Source organism: Gordonia sp. NPDC003425 (genome assembly GCF_053588635.1).
Map to the genome: position 1 here is coordinate 201842 of NZ_JBSFQI010000001.1, position 17340 is coordinate 219181.

Annotated in this window: 15 protein-coding genes; 2 read left to right on the forward strand and 13 right to left on the reverse strand. The window is 68.9% G+C overall.

Annotated elements, in window-relative coordinates; all coding sequences use genetic code 11:
* Nucleotides 1-128: 128 nt before the first annotated feature.
* The 7 genes from cofG to typA form a co-directional block, all read right to left on the reverse strand.
* On the reverse strand, nt 129-1397 hold the full coding sequence (gene cofG, locus ACWDTD_RS00960) for a 7,8-didemethyl-8-hydroxy-5-deazariboflavin synthase CofG (protein WP_449745184.1): 1269 nt from the start codon (nt 1395-1397) through the stop codon (nt 129-131).
* Complete coding sequence (locus tag ACWDTD_RS00965) at nt 1388-2902, reverse strand: flavin-containing monooxygenase (RefSeq protein WP_449745185.1); 1515 nt, start codon at nt 2900-2902, stop codon at nt 1388-1390. The genes cofG and ACWDTD_RS00965 overlap by 10 nt, the downstream gene beginning before the upstream one ends.
* On the reverse strand, nt 2899-4038 hold the full coding sequence (locus ACWDTD_RS00970; RefSeq protein ID WP_449745186.1) for an FO synthase: 1140 nt from the start codon (nt 4036-4038) through the stop codon (nt 2899-2901). Before ACWDTD_RS00970 ends, ACWDTD_RS00965 begins: the two co-directional genes overlap by 4 nt.
* 29 nt (nt 4039-4067) lie before the next feature.
* The gene (locus tag ACWDTD_RS00975) at nt 4068-4436 is read right to left on the reverse strand and encodes a facilitated glucose transporter (RefSeq protein ID WP_449745187.1); all 369 of its coding nucleotides are present in this window, start codon (nt 4434-4436) and stop codon (nt 4068-4070) included.
* Nucleotides 4436-5311, reverse strand: coding sequence for an N-acetyl-1-D-myo-inositol-2-amino-2-deoxy-alpha-D-glucopyranoside deacetylase (gene mshB, locus ACWDTD_RS00980; protein WP_449745188.1), 876 nt, complete (start codon nt 5309-5311; stop codon nt 4436-4438). The genes ACWDTD_RS00975 and mshB overlap by 1 nt, the downstream gene beginning before the upstream one ends.
* Nucleotides 5312-5324: 13 nt before the next feature.
* A complete protein-coding gene (locus ACWDTD_RS00985) occupies nt 5325-7124 on the reverse strand; it encodes an ABC transporter family substrate-binding protein (RefSeq protein WP_449745471.1) in 1800 nt (599 codons plus the stop codon).
* Nucleotides 7125-7327: 203 nt separating this feature from the next.
* A complete protein-coding gene (gene typA, locus ACWDTD_RS00990; protein WP_449745189.1) occupies nt 7328-9253 on the reverse strand; it encodes a translational GTPase TypA in 1926 nt (641 codons plus the stop codon).
* 166 nt (nt 9254-9419) lie between these two features.
* Between typA and ACWDTD_RS00995 the strand changes: the two genes are divergently transcribed.
* On the forward strand, nt 9420-9596 hold the full coding sequence (locus ACWDTD_RS00995) for a hypothetical protein (protein ID WP_449745190.1): 177 nt from the start codon (nt 9420-9422) through the stop codon (nt 9594-9596).
* A gap of 25 nt (nt 9597-9621) precedes the next feature.
* Here ACWDTD_RS00995 and ACWDTD_RS01000 read toward each other — a convergent pair whose 3' ends face one another.
* The 6 genes from ACWDTD_RS01000 to ACWDTD_RS01025 all read right to left on the reverse strand — a co-directional run bounded on the left by ACWDTD_RS01000 (nt 9622) and on the right by ACWDTD_RS01025 (nt 16217).
* On the reverse strand, nt 9622-10428 hold the full coding sequence (locus ACWDTD_RS01000) for an EamA family transporter (protein WP_449745472.1): 807 nt from the start codon (nt 10426-10428) through the stop codon (nt 9622-9624).
* A 153-nt stretch (nt 10429-10581) separates the two neighbouring features.
* Nucleotides 10582-11961, reverse strand: a complete 1380-nt coding sequence (locus ACWDTD_RS01005; RefSeq protein ID WP_449745191.1) for a lipase family protein — start codon at nt 11959-11961, stop codon at nt 10582-10584.
* A 197-nt stretch (nt 11962-12158) separates the two neighbouring features.
* Complete coding sequence (locus ACWDTD_RS01010) at nt 12159-12569, reverse strand: NUDIX domain-containing protein (protein ID WP_449745192.1); 411 nt, start codon at nt 12567-12569, stop codon at nt 12159-12161.
* Nucleotides 12566-13579: an ABC transporter ATP-binding protein gene (locus tag ACWDTD_RS01015; RefSeq protein ID WP_449745193.1), complete on the reverse strand. Its 1014-nt coding sequence runs from the start codon at nt 13577-13579 to the stop codon at nt 12566-12568. The genes ACWDTD_RS01010 and ACWDTD_RS01015 overlap by 4 nt, the downstream gene beginning before the upstream one ends.
* The gene (locus tag ACWDTD_RS01020; protein WP_449745194.1) at nt 13576-15222 is read right to left on the reverse strand and encodes an ABC transporter permease; all 1647 of its coding nucleotides are present in this window, start codon (nt 15220-15222) and stop codon (nt 13576-13578) included. The genes ACWDTD_RS01015 and ACWDTD_RS01020 overlap by 4 nt, the downstream gene beginning before the upstream one ends.
* Nucleotides 15186-16217 carry a thiamine ABC transporter substrate-binding protein gene (locus tag ACWDTD_RS01025; protein ID WP_449745195.1) on the reverse strand — a complete coding sequence of 344 codons (1032 nt, stop codon included), beginning with the start codon at nt 16215-16217 and terminating at the stop codon, nt 15186-15188. The genes ACWDTD_RS01020 and ACWDTD_RS01025 overlap by 37 nt, the downstream gene beginning before the upstream one ends.
* Before the next feature lie 295 nt (nt 16218-16512).
* Between ACWDTD_RS01025 and ACWDTD_RS01030 the strand changes: the two genes are divergently transcribed.
* Nucleotides 16513-17325, forward strand: a complete 813-nt coding sequence (locus ACWDTD_RS01030; protein ID WP_449745196.1) for an Rv1157c family protein — start codon at nt 16513-16515, stop codon at nt 17323-17325.
* Nucleotides 17326-17340 lie beyond the last annotated feature (15 nt).

The window sequence follows — 17340 nt, forward strand, 5'->3', positions numbered from 1 at the left end:
GCTGGTTGAGCTTGTCGAAACCACCCCACCGGGCACGCTCGACGCGAATCCGGGCACGCTCGACGCGAATGCGGGCACGCTCGACGCGAATCCGGGCACGCTCGACGCGGATCCGGGCACGCTCGACGTCAGGCGACGGCCGGCCACGGCAGGCCGGTGGGAATCGTGTCGGCGGCCAGGCCGGTGACCGGATCGCTCAGGGCGGCCACGTGGGCGTGCAGCGACGGATCGATCCAGTGGTCACGGTCGAGCACATACGGTGGCTGAGCGGTGATCCGCTCGGTGAGGCGGTAGCCGGACTCGGCGGTGATTGCGGCCAGCGCCGCCAGATTGGGCCACGGCCGTTCGGGATTCACGTGGTCGGGCGTCAGCGGAGACACCCCGCCCCAATCGTCGATCCCCGATGCGATGAGGGCCGCACATTCGGCCGCGGACACCAGATTCGGCGGGGCCTGGACCCGCATGTGCGGACCCAGCACGATCCGGGCCACCGCCACGGCAGCGAGGAATTCGGTCATCTCCGCGTCCGGGGTGCCGCGCATCGCGGTGTCCGGCTTCGCCCGGAAGTTCTGCACGATCACCTCTTGGATGTGTCCACCGGCCCGTGCCACATCGGCCAGCGCGAGCAGCGATTCGGCACGCTCGGTGAGGGATTCACCGATGCCCACCAGGATTCCGGTGGTGAATGGGATGGCGAGATCCCCGGCGTCGCGCAGCACCTGCATCCGCACCATCGGATCCTTGTCCGGGCTGCCGTAATGGGGCTCGCCGCGGTCGGTGAACAGCCTGCGCGCGGTGGTCTCGAGCATCATGCCCATCGACGGCGCCACCGGACGCAGACCCGTCATCTCGGCCGCACTCATCACCCCCGGATTCAGATGCGGCAACAGACCGGTGTCCTCCAGCACCGCCACCGCGGCCGCGCGCACATAATCCAGCGTCGACGAATAGCCGCGTGCGCCAAGCCATTCGGCCGCCTGCGGCCACCGGTCCTCGGGCCGGTCACCCAGCGTGAACAGCGCCTCCTTACAACCGAGCGCGGCACCCTGGCGGGCAATGCCCACCACCTGGTCGAGATCGAGATACATGCCCTCCCCGCTACGGGCGAGCTTTCCCGGGACGGTGACGAAAGTGCAGTAGTGGCACCGGTCCCGGCACAACCGGGTCAGGGGCACGAAGACCTTGCGGGAGTAAGTGATCTGCCGTTCACGCCGCGCCTCTGCGAGGCCCTCGTCGCGCAGGGCCGACGCGATCGACGCCACCTCCCGCAGGTCGTCACCCGATGCCGACAACAGTGCCGCCACCTCGGAGGTACCGAGGCGGGCGCCACCACCTTCGCGTGTGCCGCGCGCGGCATCGATCGCGTCGGCCACACTCACCGATGCACTCACCGACATCTCCCCTCCTCGTCGTCGGAAACGGTGTCCATCAGGAACGGTCCAGGGTCGAACGTGCCGTTGCGTTCCCGGAACGAGACGGCCGTACCAGGCCACAGGAGGGTCAGCCTGCCGCTTTCGGGATCGACATACCAACTGTCACAGCCGGTGAGCCACACCGTGGAAGCGCTGCGCTCGTCGATCTCGGCGGTGTAGGCGGCCTCGGCCTCCGCGGTGACCTCGAGAGCGAGCACGCCCGGTTCGGCGAGGGCGTCGAGCGCGCCGAGCACGTACCCGAGTTGTGTCTCGATCATGTAGATCGCCGAATTGTGGCCGAGCGCGGCATTGGGCCCGTCGAGGACGAACATATTGGGGAAACCGCTGACCACCGTCGAGGCATAGGAAGTCATCCCCTGCGACCAGTGGTCGGCGAGTACGACGCCATCTCGGCCGACCACCCTGCCGGCGACCGGCGGCCGCGCCGCCTCGAAACCGGTTGCGAGCACCAGCACATCGAGCTCGTAGCCGTGCCCGCTCGACGCCCGGGCCTTGCACTCGGTCACCGACTCCAGCGCACTCGGCTCGAACACCACGTTGTCACGGAGCAGGGTCGGGTAGAAGTCGTCGCTGAGCAGGATGCGTTTGCATCCGATCTCGTAGTCGGGAGTCAGGATCGCGCGCAACGCAGGGTCGCGGATCTGTTGGTCCAGGTGACCCGCCGCGCGCTCGCGGATCTCGTCGATATCGGGTCGCAGGCCGAGGCGCTGCCGGAACGCGGTGTCTGCGTCGCGAAGCATCTGATCGCGAATGTCCTGAGCCACAACGGGATCGAGATACTCGGCACGTTCCGCGGCGGAGTAGACCCGGTCCTCACGGGGCACGACGTACGGGGGCGTCCGCGAGAAGATCACCAGTTCATCGGCTTGTGCGGCCAGGTGGGGCGTCACCTGCACGGCCGACGCACCGCTGCCGACCACGCCGATCCGCGCACCGTCCAGACCGAGCTCGGGACGCCACGCCGCGGTGTGCACCACCTCACCCGTGAACGTGTCGAGTCCCTCGATCTCGGGGATATGCGGTTCGGAGAGTCGTCCGACGGCCAGGATCAGAATGCGCGCCAAAATTGTTCCCGCACCGGTCTCGAGCACCCACCGATGGTCGCTGGAATTCCACATGGCCCTGCGCAATTCACAACCGAACCGTATCGATTCCGACACACCTTCGGCCTCGACGGTCTGCTCGAGATAGTGCTTGATCTCCTGGCCACTCGGATACACCGACGTCCAATCGGCGGGAGGGCGGAAGGAGAAGGAGTAGAGGTGGGCGGGAATGTCACACGCGATGCCGGGGTAGGTGTTGTCACGCCACGTACCGCCGACCTCGCCGGCGCGTTCGAGGACGAGGAACGACTCGCGACCACGTCGGGCCAGCATCGTCGCCATGCCGATCCCGGCGAAACCGGCACCGACGATGACCACATCGACGTCGGCTGGTCCCGACCGCCGACCGCTCCCCGCGACGGTCACCGCCGCGCTCCGGCAACATCGCTGTCCGGCAACGGGATACACCGCTCCGCAGGGAGCGTCTCGTATCGCGTGGTGCGTTGCCGCGGGGTGCGGCCCACCGAGTCGGCGATGCCGACGAGTTGCTCGACACCCAGCGTGCGGCCCGCCTCCTGCCCCGACTCCGGTGAGAGCCGACCGTCGAGCAGCAGTCCGCCGATGTCGTCGGCGCCACCGCGCAGCACGTCGGTCACCTCCTCGGCATCGAGCTTGGGCCACGCCGCCTGCAGGTGGTTGAACCGGCCCAGGGTGAGCAATCGCGCCACCGCATGCACCGCGCGGGTCTCCCGCCGCGACACCCGGTGCGTTGCGGCGTCGGCCAGGTGCGGCGGCGCGTTCCCCGGCAGCATCGGCATCAGGATGAGTTCGCTGAAGCCGCCGGTGCGGGCCTGAATCGCACACAACAGCCGCAGATGCGCCACCTGCTGCTCGGGAGTCTCCACATGGCCGTACAACATCGTCGCGGTGGAAAACAGTCCTGCTCGGTGAGCCGACTCGATGGTGTCCACCCAGTCACTCACCGGCGCCGGCGTCCCGGTGGGGTGCAGTGCGCTACGCACCTCGTCGTCGAGGATCTGCGCGGCGGTACCGGGCACCGAACCCAGTCCCGCATCGCGGGCACGAATCAGGAACTCGGACACCGTGATCCGCATCCGGGCCGCGGCGTCACGCACCTCCGGCGGGCGAAATGCGTGCACGTGCAGCTCTGGGGCGACGCCGTGGATGCGGGCCACGAGACGCAGGTACTCGTCGACCGGAGCGTCGTCGGGGACGGGTCCCTGCATGCAGATCTCGGTGGCGCCGATTGCGGCCGCCTCGGCAACGAGGTCCTCCAGCGACGGATCGGCCTCGCGCCGGGCGACGACGGCGGTGTCCAGGTTGCGATTGACCACGAAGGTGAGCACATCGGGGTCGGTGGCGGTGGCCCGCGCGGCGTCGGCCAGGGCACACAGTTCGTCGAGTTCGTCGCCTCGTGCCCCGAGCAGCGCCACCCAGTCGTGATCGGTCACCGACGCGGCATCGCCGCGCACTCGTGCGAGAGCGGTGGTCACCTGTCCGATCGGGGCGGGGCGGTCGTCCGCCCACGCGCGCAACACCATGGGTGCCACTCTAACGATCAGGCTCTCGGCTACTCCGGTTCGGGCAGACGTCGGGTCCAGATCAAGGCCACCGGCGCTCCGAGTCCGATCACCACCAACAGCAGCGTCGCCAGGGTCATCGAACCCTGCACGGCGAGCATCACATCACCGCCGGGTCCCGACAACGCTGCGGCGACGAGCACCACGAGCCACGCAACCAGTGGGCCGTAACGCAGCGGCCCGTCGGTCTGCCGGGCTGCCAGCCAGAGCAGCACACAGTTGCCGATGCCTGCGCCGACGGCGGCCGCGGGGACCGCGACACCGTCGATTCGCAGGTAGACGAAGGCCACCGACAGCAACCCGACGATCAGCCCGTCGACGATGAGCAGACCGAGCAACACGCGATCGAGGATGCGCATCACACCACCGGTTCGAACAGGTCGGTGACCCGCCGCCCGGCCACGGCTGCGCCGGGACTGCGACGGATGAAGTGCTCGACGGCCATGATGGGCTGCGCGATGTTGTTGCTCAGCGCGTACTCCGTACCCGAGGGGGCAACCGTGACCTGGGTGGCGTGCGCCGCCAGCGCCGCGACCTTGCGCGCGTAGACCTGCGAGACGTCGATCGCGGCGTCGATGTCGGCGTCGGGATAACTGGGCAACTCACCGGGCGCGGGCATCCGCCACCCGGCCGGGATCGCCGCGGCGGCGGCCAGCCCGGCGTGCAGCGCCGAGTGCTCGGTCACCGACTCCCATACCACCAGGTCATGTCCGGTGCGCTGTTCGGCGAGCGGGATCGCGGCCATCGACGCCTCGTGCACCTGTTTGTGGTCAGGGTGGCCGTACGTGCCCGCGGCGTCGTAGGTGACCAGCACCTGCGGGTCGAAGTCGACGATCAGGTCGGTGAGGGTGGACACCACATCGTCGAACGGGGCCCGGGCCAGCGCGCGCGGATGCCGGGCCGACGCGGTTCCCGCCATCCCGGAGTCACGCCAATGACCGGCACCACCGAGAAACCGGGGCTCCAGCGACGGCCGGCCCGCCGGGGTCAGTTCGGCGAGCGCCCGGGTCAGTTCCAGGACGCGGTAGCCGCCGAGCTGATCGGCGCGGTCGGCGGTGAGCTGGGCCCACCGCTCGCCGATCACCTCCCCCTCCTCCCCGAGGGTGAACGTGAGCACGCGAACGTCGACACCCGCGTCGAGATAGCGGGCGATGGTCCCGCCGGTCATGATCGTCTCGTCGTCGGGATGTGCGTGCAGCAACAACATCCGGCGGCGCGTCGAGGTGTCGGTCATCGCCACACCCCTGTCATCGCAGCGCCCACGTCTGCGCCGTGCCATAGATCGACACCTGGATCGGCCCCGACAGCGGCACGTCGCGCACCTTGGGGGTGACGCCGACCAGCATGCTGTCCTGGTAGAGCGGCAGGTAGATGGCCTGTGCGGCGAGCAGCGGTTCGGCCTCGACCAATTGCGGGGTGGGATCGGGCGCCGACATCGCCTCGCGCGCCATGCCGATCAGCACCGGGTCGCACAGCCCCGACGGATTGCTGGCGTACACGTCCTGTGCGGGGGCGGCATCCTGCCCGGGCGCCACGCTGGTGGGCGTGGGCGGGGTGCTCAGCGACGGCGCGGTCCCCGGTTTGGGCTGATCGCAGTCCACCTGCGAGGCGAACGCCGCGGCGGGTGGCACACCGAGTCCGCTCCAGCCGACCACCACGTCGACCTTCGACTCGGTCAGTGCCACCCCGTACAGCTCATTGCTGGGCAAAGACACCACCCCGGCGCGTACTCCGGCCCCGCGCAGTTGGTCGACCACGTTGGCCGCCGCCGACATCGACCGGACATCCCCGCTGATGGCACCGACCCGGACAACGAGATCCCGACCGTCCTTCTGAAACGGCGTCACTCCGTCGGGTACCGGACCGATCCCCGACCCGGTCTCGCCCTCCGGGGCGGACTCGGGTGACGACGCCGGGCTCGACGAGGGCTCCTGCGACGTCGTCGCCGATCCCGGAGTCCGGGTCGGCGCACCGGCGACGGCCGGGGCGCGCCGGTATCCCGCCGAAGCGAGCAGGTCGTCGATCCCGGCGGGCCCGGGGCGGTTGCGCGTCACCGGAAAGTACCCCGGGTCCGACGGTGCGAGCACCGTGTTCGCATACGGCTCCACAATCCAGTCGCCCGCGGCGGAGTACGTGGTGAGCGTGGGGTCGATCATGCCGAGGATTGCCCTGCGTACGGCGACGGAACCCATCACCGGTGTCCTGGAGTTGACGCTGATGCCCAGGGATCGCGACGTCAGGCTGCGTTGCGTGACGACACCGGGGACGGCGGCGAGCTCTGCGCTTGTCGCCGGTCCCATACCGAGGGTGGCGATCGCCGAGGCATCCGATCGCACCGACTCGACCATCTGCGACGCGGTTCCCGCGCGGCGTAGCACCACCTGATCGAGGTTGGCGGGTTTCATCCAGTAGCGGTCGTTGCGGATGAGCCGCACCTCGTCGCGCGTGGTGTCGATCGAGAACACCGAGAACGGTCCCGCCGACACCGGTTTGCCGCTGTCCATACCGGTCTGAAATCCCGCGGGCGCGCCCTTGAGTACGTGACTGGGCAGCAGCCAGTTGAACAACTCCCGCCACGCCGGATACGGCCGGGCGAACTTCACGGTGACCACCTTGCCGCCCGAACTGGTCTCCACCGAGTCGATCAGGCGGTATCCCGCCGGCGCCACCACATTCGGCTGCCGCGACATCTGCTGCCAGAGGTAACTGAAGTCGTCACCGGTCACCGGCAGACCGTCGGACCACTGGGCGTTGGTGTGAATCGTGTAGGTCACCGTGAACGGCGCCTGACCGGTCACCTCGGCGGAGGTGAGCAGTGCGTCCTGCCGCTGCCACACCACCCCGGTCGGTGTTTGCACGGGCTCGAACGCCGACGGCAGTGTCATCGCGGCGATCGCGGTGGTGACCGGACTCTGATCTGCACCCAGATGCGGGTTGAAACCCGTTCCCACCGAATCGGTGGCGACGAAGATCGTCTTCTCGGTGGGGTACTCGGTGGGTGTGGGCGGCGGCGCGGTGTCGCGAACCGGCGGCGGCGGGTTGGACATGCAGGCCGACGTCGCGATCGCCAGGACCGCGGTGAGCAGCAGCGTCACCAGCGTCCGTCCGCCGGGTCCGCCCGGACCCGGCCACCGCGGCGACCTGCCCCTCACTCCATCACCCCCGACCACGCATCACCCTCGTCCGACTCTGCCTCACCTGCGCATCACACTCGGCCGCCGAGCAGACCGTGCCGCGCGGACTCCGGCCGTCAGCCTGCCGCCTGATCGCGCGACTTGGCCCGTGACCGTTCGCGGGCCCGTGTCGACGCATCCAGGTGCACCTTACGCACCCGCACCACTTCGGGCGTCGCCTCGACACACTCGTCGCCGGCACAGAATTCCATCGCACCCTCGAGATCGAGTTGCATCGGCTTGGCCAGCGTCTCCATCACATCGGCCGACGACTGCCGCATGTTGGTGAGCTTCTTCTCGCGGGTCACGTTGATGTCGAGGTCCTCGGCGCGCGGATTGATACCCACGACGTGGCCCTCGTAGGTGTCGTCACCCGGGTCGACGAAGAAGGTGCCACGGTCGGCGAGCTGGATCATCGCGAACGGGGTCACCGTGCCCGCCCGGTCGCTGACCAGCGAACCGGTGTGGCGTGCCCGGATCTCACCGGCCCACGGGTGGTAGCCCTCGAACACCGCGTTGGCGATGCCGGTGCCGCGGGTTTCGGTGAGGAAATCGGTGCGGAAGCCGATCAGGCCACGCGACGGCACGGTGAACTCCATTCGCACCCAGCCGGACCCGTGGTTGTTCATCTGATCCATTCGGCCCTTGCGCGCGGCCAGCAGCTGGGTCACCGCGCCGAGGTACTCCTCGGGTACGTCGATGGTGAGGTGCTCGAAGGGTTCGTGCACCTTGCCGTCGACCTTGCGGGTGACCACCTGGGGCTTGCCGACGGTCAGCTCGAAGCCTTCGCGGCGCATCTGTTCGACAAGGATGGCCAGGGCGAGTTCACCTCGACCCTGCACCTCCCACGCGTCGGGGCGGTTGATGTCGACCACGCGGAGCGACACGTTGCCGATGAGTTCGGTGTCGAGACGGTCCTTGACCATTCGGGCGGTCAGCTTGTGTCCCTTGACCCGACCGGCCAGCGGTGAGGTGTTGGTGCCGATGATGACCGAGATCGCGGGCTCGTCGACGGTGATGCGCGGCAACGCGACCGGGTTCTCGGAGTCGGCGAGGGTGTCGCCGATCATGATCTCCGGGATGCCGGCGATCGCGACGATGTCGCCGGCGACCGCCGACTCGGCGGGGCTGCGTTCAACACCGACGGTGGCGAGCAGTTCGGTGATCTTGGCACGTTCGACGACCGGTTCGGCGGTGCCGTCGTCCTTGGTGATCTCACGCATCCACGCAACGGTCTGCCCCTTCTTGAGGGTGCCGTTGTGGATACGGACGAGGCCGAGACGACCGAGGAACGGCGAGGCGTCGAGGTTGGTGACGTGCGCCTGCAACGGCGCGTCGGAATCGCCCTTGGGGGCGGGCACGTGCTCGAGGAGCACGTCGAAGAAGGGGTCGAGGTTGTCGCCCTCGGGCACCTCACCGTCGGCCGGCTCGACGGTGCTGGCCACACCGGCGCGACCCGAGGCGTAGAGCACCGGGAGATCGAGCACCTGCTCGGCGGCCGCAGCGGCCTCCTCGGGCAGATCGGAGGCCAGGTCCAGCAGCAGATCGTGCGTCTCTTCGACGACCTCGGCGATGCGGGCGTCGGGACGGTCGGTCTTGTTGACCACCAGGATCACCGGCAGCGAGGCGGCCAGCGCCTTGCGCAGCACGAAGCGGGTCTGCGGCAGCGGCCCCTCCGAGGCGTCGACGAGGAGCACCACGCCGTCGACCATGGACAGTCCGCGCTCCACCTCCCCACCGAAGTCGGCGTGCCCGGGGGTGTCGATGACGTTGATGACGACCTCGGTGCCGTCGGGCTGGCGGCGGTGGACGGCGGTGTTCTTGGCGAGGATGGTGATGCCCTTCTCGCGTTCGAGGTCACCGGAGTCCATCACCCGGTCGACGAGTTCGGCACGCTCACCGAACACCCCGGACTGGCGGAGCATCGCGTCGACCAGCGTGGTCTTGCCGTGGTCGACGTGCGCGACGATCGCGACGTTGCGGAAGTTGGGAGCAGCGCTCACTGAGTTCTCTTTCGTGCTGGGGCGGCTGCGGCGGGGCCGCGGCGGTGGACTTCGGTGCCGCAGACTCCCGGTCGGCGGTCAACCTGTACAGGGTATCGGTTGTGCCGGTGAGATCGCGATCACAGCATCAGGGTCGGCGTCGATCCCCCGGTGTTACCGTGCCCTCATGGCGAAGGTGAACCCGCGAAAGGTCGCCGGGCTCACGCCCAAGAAGAAGTGCTGCCGCAGCTCGACGCGCTGTGTGCGCTGCCCGGTGGTCATCAACCGCATGTCCAAACTCGACACCTCGCAGTTGTCGAAGAAGAAGTTGTCGAAGGCGCTCAAGAAGGCGCGGGCCGCCTGACCGCGCACGTCCGGCCGGTGGTCGCTCAGCCGGTGGCGGGATCGGCACCGGGATCGGGCGCGCGCACCGCCACGGCGAACGCCACCAGCGCGATGCCGATCAGTTCGGCGGGCTGCGGCCGTTGTCCGAGAACCACGAATCCGACGACCGCCGCGGTCACCGGTAGCAGGGCGAGCAGCAGCGCGAATCCCGCCTGCCCCACCGATCGCAATACGACCTGGTCGATCGCGTAGGGCAGGGCCGTGGAGGCCACACCCAGTCCGAGTCCGAGGAGCACCAACCGTCCGGTGGGGGCACCCGGCGCGAATGCCGGGCCCAGCAGCAACGCGAGCGGCGAGGTCACCACCGCCGCCACGACGAACCCGGTGGCGAGATCCTCCAATCCCGAACCACGTTGCGCCACAAGTTTTCCCGCCACGATGTAGCCTGCCCAGCACAGCGCGGCGAGCAAGGCGAACAGCACTCCCGCGGCCGACCCGGCCCACCGCACGTCGACGATCAGGATCACCCCGATCACTGCGAACACCAACACGGCCACGTCACGCCGGGTGCGCGACCCGGCAGCGGCCACCACGATCGGCCCCAGGAACTCCAGTGCCACCGCCGTCCCGAGCGGCAAGCGGTGCAGCGCCTCATAGAAAGCGATGTTCATCGCGGCGGTGACGAGCCCGAACGCGCCGGCCAAGCGCAGACGTCCCGGAGTCCAGGCGTCGCGCGGGGGCCGGACCCACGCGGCGAGGACCACCGCGGCCCCGGCGATCCGCATCCATGCCACCCCGGCCGGTGATATGCGGTCGAAGAGGACCACTGCGATCGCCGCGCCCAGGTACATCGAGGTTCCACCGGCGACCATGAGTACCGGCGCCCGCCAGGTCTGGCGCCGGGGTCGTCGAATCACAGTGCCCGACGCTACCCCGGACGCGCCGATGGTTCGGGCGCCCTGCCAGTGGCCGCTGTCCTGTGCGGACTCCGAGCCATCGGCAGGTCAAGAGGACCCGGCCGAGCCCGTCGACGAACCGTTGGACTCCCCGGCCTTCACGCACCCGGTGACCGCCCGTTTGCCCGCGAAACGATCGGCGAGCCAACCGAACGCCTCGTTGAATCCGGCGACACCGCCGGCGATGTGCCCGAGCGGGGTGCCGCCGAGTACCGGGAACCGGATGTATCTGTACTCGAGCGAGGCGGGATTCTTGGCGCACCAGTCCCCGTAGAGCTGATCGCCCTGGAACTTGGGTACGGTCGGATCGACGGGGTTGGCCGACAACAGGATCGGGATCGAGGTGGGCGGCAGCATGCCCACCCGTTGTTCGTCGACACGCTTGGCGAGCGCCGGGTTCTCGTCGATGATCTCGCCGATCTTCTTGCCGCTCGCGGTCCAGCTACTGGTCTTCGGCGCGCCGAGCAGACTCACCGCGACGATGCACTGATCCTTGGTGGAGGCCATGACCCTCTTGCCTTCGGCGTTGAGCAAGCCGGGCACGAGCGTGGCGATCTCCGGATAGCGCGCCGTCGCACCGTTGATGGCCCACGCGATCGCTCCGCCGAGCCGGTTGCCGTCGAGGTAGTCGAGGAGCGAACGCAGATTGGTCGGCGCGCCGCCCGCATAGATGCCGACCACCTGCTTCCTGAGTTCGGGAGCGTAGTCGTCGATGATTTCCGCCGCGGCCGCGGTGGCCGCGCCGCCCTGGGAATACCCCGCCAGCGCCACCTTGGTGTGGGGGTCGACGTTGGGAAGTGTCAGCGCCGCGCGGGCGGCGTCGATGACAGCGTTTGCCTGGTCGACGCGGATACCGAAGGTGTGTACCCCCGGCGTGCCGAGTCCGATGTAGTCGGTGCTGACCACCCCGTATCCCTTGGCGACCAGGTTGTAGGTGATCAGCGACTCGATCTCGGCCATCGGGCCACCGGGTGAGGACACGGTGACCGACTGCAGCACCCGCGACGGTGCGCACTGGTCGCCCTGCCCGTGCGCTCCCGGCGCGTACGACACGAGCGGCCGGGGGCCGGGTCCCTTCCACGCCCGCGCAGGCTGCAGGTAGTAGCCGCTCACCGCGGTCTTGTGGCCGAGCGCGTCGGTGGTCACATACATGATGAGCGTGGCCCGCGCCGGAACCCGGCCCCAGGCACTCGGCACTGTGATGAACGTCGACATCGGAGCCGTCTTCAACAGGGTCCCGGGCGCGGGCAGAGGCCCCGACGGCGGAGTGTAGAAACTCGTGTCCACACCGGCGCTGCCCGTCGATGATCCGTTGCCACCCGACGATCCCGTCGGTGCGGCGGCCGCGACGCCGATCGCACCCACGCTCATCACCACGGCGATCGATGCCGCCAGCACACTCATCACCGTCCGGCGGGCAGTCCCCATGTGCCAACCCGTCATCGCCACGTTGCCCCCCGAATCCCTCGGTAGTCACCAAAGGGCGCCACGACTCGTGATCCCTGGTCGTGGCGCCTGTTCGTCGGTGTCTGACACTAGCGAGATCCGAGAATGCGCGTCGACCCGAACGCTGCTTTGAACCCGAACGGACTACATACCCGTTGCCGCGTCGTGACACTCACGGGTCAGGTGCCTTCGAGAACGGCCAGGATCTCGGGCAACCACGCGGTGTCGGCGGGCACGATCTGCCCGAGTTCGGCCAGGCGCCGCAATCGCGCGGCGTCCACCCAGGCGACGGCCGCGTGATCGAGTGGTCGCACCGTCCCCCCGACGATCCGAGCCCACATCGCGATCAGGGTGAGGTCCGCCGAGAGTGGGACCTGAACCTCGAGACGCACACCGGGTTCCACCAGCACGTCGAGTTCTTCGAGCAGTTCGCGACGCAACGCCGCCGCGAGGTCCTCCCCGTCCTCCACCTTGCCGCCGGGCAACTCCCACAATCCGGCCACCTCCGGCGGATAGCGGCGCTGCGCCAACAGAATTCGATCATCCGACGTCGCCAGCACCGCCCCGGCCACCACCACGCGTCCGCTCACGACGCGATCACCGCGATCCGCTCGGGCACCAGCCGGACACTCACCTCGTCGCCCGCCTCGACCGGCCCGTCGGCCACGGCGTCGAGGTCGCCACCGGCGGTCGACAGACGCAAGCGGGTCCCGGTGGGCAGATCCGCGGCGACGAGAACGGTTGCGGTCACACCGGTCTCGCGGGTCGTCATGACACGCACCGACTCCGCCCGTAACCCCAGGAGCCCCTCCGACCACGGGACGTCAAGATCGACCTCGCCCAACGGGGTCGCCACCCGGGCGCCGACACGGTGTGCGGCCACGATCGTGGTGCAGCCGAGGAACCGCGCGGTCCACTCGTCGACGGGCGCCTTCCACAAACCCGCCGGTGGCGCCGACTGCACGATCCGGCCGTTCCGCATCACCGCGATCACATCGGACATCACCGCGGCCTCGGTGTGATCGTGGGTCACCATGATTGTCGGAGTTCCGCTGGCACAAACGATCTCGCGGATCTGCAGGGCGAGTTCGTCGCGCAGTGCCCGATCGAGGGCGGCCAGGGGTTCATCGAGCAACAACAGTCGGGGTCTCGGTGCCAGCGCACGTGCCAGCGCGACGCGCTGGGCCTGCCCGCCGGAGAGTTCCTCCACCCGCCGGTCCTCGAAGCCGGGTAACTGCACGAGTTCCAGCATCTCCGCAACCCGGCGCGTCCGCTCGGCGCGCGGCACGCGTCGGGCTCGCAGTCCGTAGGCGACGTTGGCGCCCACGGTGCGTCCGCCCAGCAGTTGGCCATCCTGGAACACCACCCCGAAGTCACGACGGTGCGCAGGAACGCCCTCGAGATCGACTTCGTCGAAGCGGATGCGGCCGCCCGCGGGCCGCTCCAATCCGGCCACCGCACGGATCAGGGTCGATTTGCCGCACCCCGACGGACCGAGCAGTGCGGTCACCGGCGCTACGTCGCCCACCCGCCAGCTCAGATCGTCGATCACCGACTCGGCGCCGTAGCTCACCCGCAGTCGGTCGAGTTCGAGCGTCACAGCAACACGCCCGATCGTGGCCGCAATGCCTCGACCGCGAGGACGGCCACCGAGGTGGCAGCCACCAACACCATCGATGCCGCCATCGCGGTGGCGAGATTCGACGCCCCGGGCCGGTTGAGCGCCGATCCGATGAGCACGGGCAGTGTGGTGGTGTCTGCACGCGCCAGAAAGCTGGTGGCGCCGAATTCACCGAGCGCCATCACGAAGGCGAATCCACCCGCGGCGGCAACGGATCGGCCGATGACGGGGGCATCGACCGTGGCGAATACACGGATCGGTCCGGCGCCGAGGGTGGCTGCCGCCTGCTGTTGCCGCGGCGGCACCGACTCCAGCGCCGGGATCACGATGCGGATCACCACCGGTATTGCGATCAGCGCCTGCACACACGGGATCACCAGCGGCGACGACGCGATCCGCGCGGGCATCGCCGCCAGCACGAGGAGATAACCGAACCCCAGGGTCACCGCGCTCAATCCGAGCGGGATCATCCCGAGAACCTCTCCCACCGAACGCAATGCACCCCGCGTACGGTGCAGCGCGAGCGCGGCGAGCGAGCCCACGCACACGGCGATCACCATCGCGAGTGTGGCGGTGATCAGCGAATAGCGCAGCGAGGCAAGCGGTGTCACACCATTGACCGGCTCGGCCAGTGCGCGGTAGCCGGACAGCGTCCAGTCGCCACCGGCTCGGGGCCGCACCGACCGCAGCGCGAGGACGAGCACAGGGCCGACGAGAACCACGGTCGTCCACGCCGACACGGCGACCACTGCGACCCACGTCGCCCCGCTGATGGGACGTCGTCGGGTGTATGCCCGGGCGGTGCCCGGCCCGGCCCGGCCACCGGCGAGCACACTGACCAGCAATGCTGCGATGACCACCACGATCTGGAGCATCGAGAGCGCCACGGCCTCGGGAATGCGGAAGTAGCCGATGGCTTGCGTGTAGATCTCGGTTTCGACGGTGCGCAGCGTGCCGCCACCGAGAATGATGATGACGCCGAAACTGGTGGAGCAGAACAGGAACACCAGCGTGGCCGCGGCGGCGGTCGGCGGCAACAGCCGGGGCGCCACCACCGTGCGCCAGGCCCGCCATTCCCCTGCACCGAGGGTGCGTGCGGCATCGACCGCGCGCGTGTCGAGGGATCGCCATGCTGCGCCGACCACCCGTACGAACACGGCGACGTTGAGAAAGGCATGCGCCAGCAGCACCGCCCACCATCCGGAGCCGATGTGCGCGAACGCCAAGGGGCCGTCGAGTACGGCGCGGAACGCGACGCCGACCACCACCGTGGGCAGCACGAACGGGATCGTCACCACCACGGTCAGCACGATCGTGCCGACACCGCCGGAACGGACGTAGAGCCACACGATGGGGGCGGCGACGAGCAGGGCGAGGACGGTGGATGCGGCGGCCTGCCCGAGGGTGACCGCCAGAAGGTGCGCGGCGTGTGTGCGCCGCAACAGCTCTGCGAGCGAGTGCGATCCCCCGTCACCGGCGGTGGTCATCGCGCGGCGCACGAGCGCGGCCACCGGCCACACGAACAGCAGCCCGATGAACGCGGTGGGCACCACAGCGAGGAGCCACGGACCGACCCGGCCGCCGCTCACCGCCCCACGGCGGCGCGCCACTGCTCGAGCCACGTTTCCCTGTTCTGCGCGATGTAGGCGGGCGGCAGGGTCACCGTGGACTGCGGCACCGGTGCACGTTGCGCCCAGCCGTCGGGCAACGGGGTGTTGCGCTGCACCGGATAGACGTACATGGCCGACGGAAGAGCCCGCTGAACAGTGGGACTGAGCATGAAATCGACCACTTTGCGGGCACCTGCGGCATTCGTCGCGCCCTTGAGCACACCGACGTATTCGACCTGACGGAAACAGCCGTCGAGCAACGCACTGGTCCCGGGCGTCGCGGCCGGCGACGACGCATAGGACAACACGATGGGCTTGCTGCCCCGGCCCTCACCGGCGGTGAACAACTGGTTGTAGGCGATCTCCCATCCCGAGACGATCGTGGCGCCACCCGCGACAACCTGCTTCCAGTAGGACAGCCATTTGTTGCCGAACACACCGATCGTGCTGAGCAGGAACGCCATTCCGGGCGAGGACGTGCCCGGGTCGAGCAGGGCCGCCTGTGCGGCGAACGTGGGCTCGCGCAGATCGCGAAGACTCGTCGGTGCCGGCTGCGCCTTGGTGCGGTACCACTCGTCGTCGACGTTGAGGCACACGTCGGCGCGGTCGACGGCGGTCAGTTCCCCGTTGGTGTCGGGCAGCGCGTAGTCGGCGGCACCGTCGGCCGCCGCCGGCGGCGTGTACGGCTCGAGCGCACCCGCCTCCACCGGACGTGAGGCGAAGGTGTTGTCGATGCCGTAGACGACGTCGGCCTTGGGCGATCCAGGGGTCAGCGAGATCGTCGACGCGAGTTGGCCGGCGTCGCCGGATTTGACCACCTTCAGGGTGAGACCGGTCTGTTTGGTGAACGCATCGAACACCGATTGGGGCAGGCTGAACGAATCGTGTGTGAGCATCGTGACCGCAGTGGCCGATCCGGTGTCATCACCGCAGGCAGACACCAGGGACACGCCGGTCACCACCGCCACGGCCAGCACTGCGGCCCGTCCGATCCGTGTGGCGGACATCGATCGAACCCCTCCGGTCTGCTCGGCCACCCGGCCTCCTCACCACACCCGATGTCGGTGTAACCCTGCACAGCGGTCGCGCGATACGACTGCTGTCGATCTAACCAGTTCGGCGGGTGCCCCACGACACAAGGCCCGTTCGTAACATTGGTAACAATTGAATCAATAGTCTCAGTTGTCACACAGGATCGGGGTTAGGCTGCCTGGACATCGCCTAGCCCCGGCTGCTTAGAATGACCCGCGGCACTCGGCGTCACCGGCGGGTCCGCCCCACCGACAACCGATAGGAACCCACGTGCGTTTGTCAGCACTGACCCGTCGAGCACGGTTGGCCACCGTCGCAGCCACGTTCGCCCTCGCGGCGTCGCTCGCCGCTCCGGCCATCGCGTCGGCGGCGCCGGCCCCCGCCCCGAAGGTCGACCAGCGCACCCTGGACTCGCTCGGCGCGTTCGCCCCGGCGATCATCGGCTCGGTCACCACCCCGGGCCCGGACGGCAAGATCAACGCGCAGCTACTCGACCAGGCGCGCACGATGGCAGCACAGCCGGGGATGCCCCCGCAGGTGGCCTCGACGTGGCGCGCGATCATCGATTTCATGGGCGAACCCGGGCGCCGGCAGATGCTGCGTCAGCAACAGGTCGCCGAGGTGGCCAAGCCCGGTGAGCCCGAGATCCCGCAGGGGCCCAACGCGCCGCGCATTCAGGAATTCCTCTATCCCACACTCGGTTTCGGCTGCATGCCGGACGGCGGCAATTCACTCGGCCGAGCACTGGTCACCGCGGGTCCGCAGAAGGCTCCGGCGCCGGGACCCAAGCGCGGACAGGCCGGGTATGTCTACACCAGTCTCGGTACGGGTCCCGCGATCAACAATCCGGTGCGCAAGCTCTGGGTCAGCTGGATCAACATCGACAACGGACGCACCGGCCAACTGCAGCTCAAGCGCAATCCGCTGATCAATGCCGCGGCGGGTCCGGGCACGTTCACCGGGATCGCGACGCCCGGCAAGGGTCGGCTGATCTCCACGATCTACGGCGACGTCACCACCAAGATGAAGGGTCGCGTCATCTCCTGCACCATCGTGCCGACCATCGGACTCGCCATCATCTAAAGGCGGCCCGCGCGG

Coding starts and splice junctions, on each gene's coding strand:
- ACWDTD_RS00985 (WP_449745471.1), bottom strand. CDS start 7,124: ATGTCCAACCCGCCGCCGCCGGTTCGCGACACCGCGCCGCCGCCCACA.
- ACWDTD_RS01025 (WP_449745195.1), bottom strand. CDS start 16,217: ATGTCCGCCACACGGATCGGACGGGCCGCAGTGCTGGCCGTGGCGGTG.
- ACWDTD_RS01005 (WP_449745191.1), bottom strand. CDS start 11,961: ATGGGGACTGCCCGCCGGACGGTGATGAGTGTGCTGGCGGCATCGATC.
- ACWDTD_RS01000 (WP_449745472.1), bottom strand. CDS start 10,428: ATGTACCTGGGCGCGGCGATCGCAGTGGTCCTCTTCGACCGCATATCA.
- ACWDTD_RS00970 (WP_449745186.1), bottom strand. CDS start 4,038: ATGGTGTTGCGCGCGTGGGCGGACGACCGCCCCGCCCCGATCGGACAG.
- cofG (WP_449745184.1), bottom strand. CDS start 1,397: ATGTCGGTGAGTGCATCGGTGAGTGTGGCCGACGCGATCGATGCCGCG.
- mshB (WP_449745188.1), bottom strand. CDS start 5,311: ATGACCGACACCTCGACGCGCCGCCGGATGTTGTTGCTGCACGCACAT.
- ACWDTD_RS00975 (WP_449745187.1), bottom strand. CDS start 4,436: ATGCGCATCCTCGATCGCGTGTTGCTCGGTCTGCTCATCGTCGACGGG.
- ACWDTD_RS00995 (WP_449745190.1), top strand. CDS start 9,420: ATGGCGAAGGTGAACCCGCGAAAGGTCGCCGGGCTCACGCCCAAGAAG.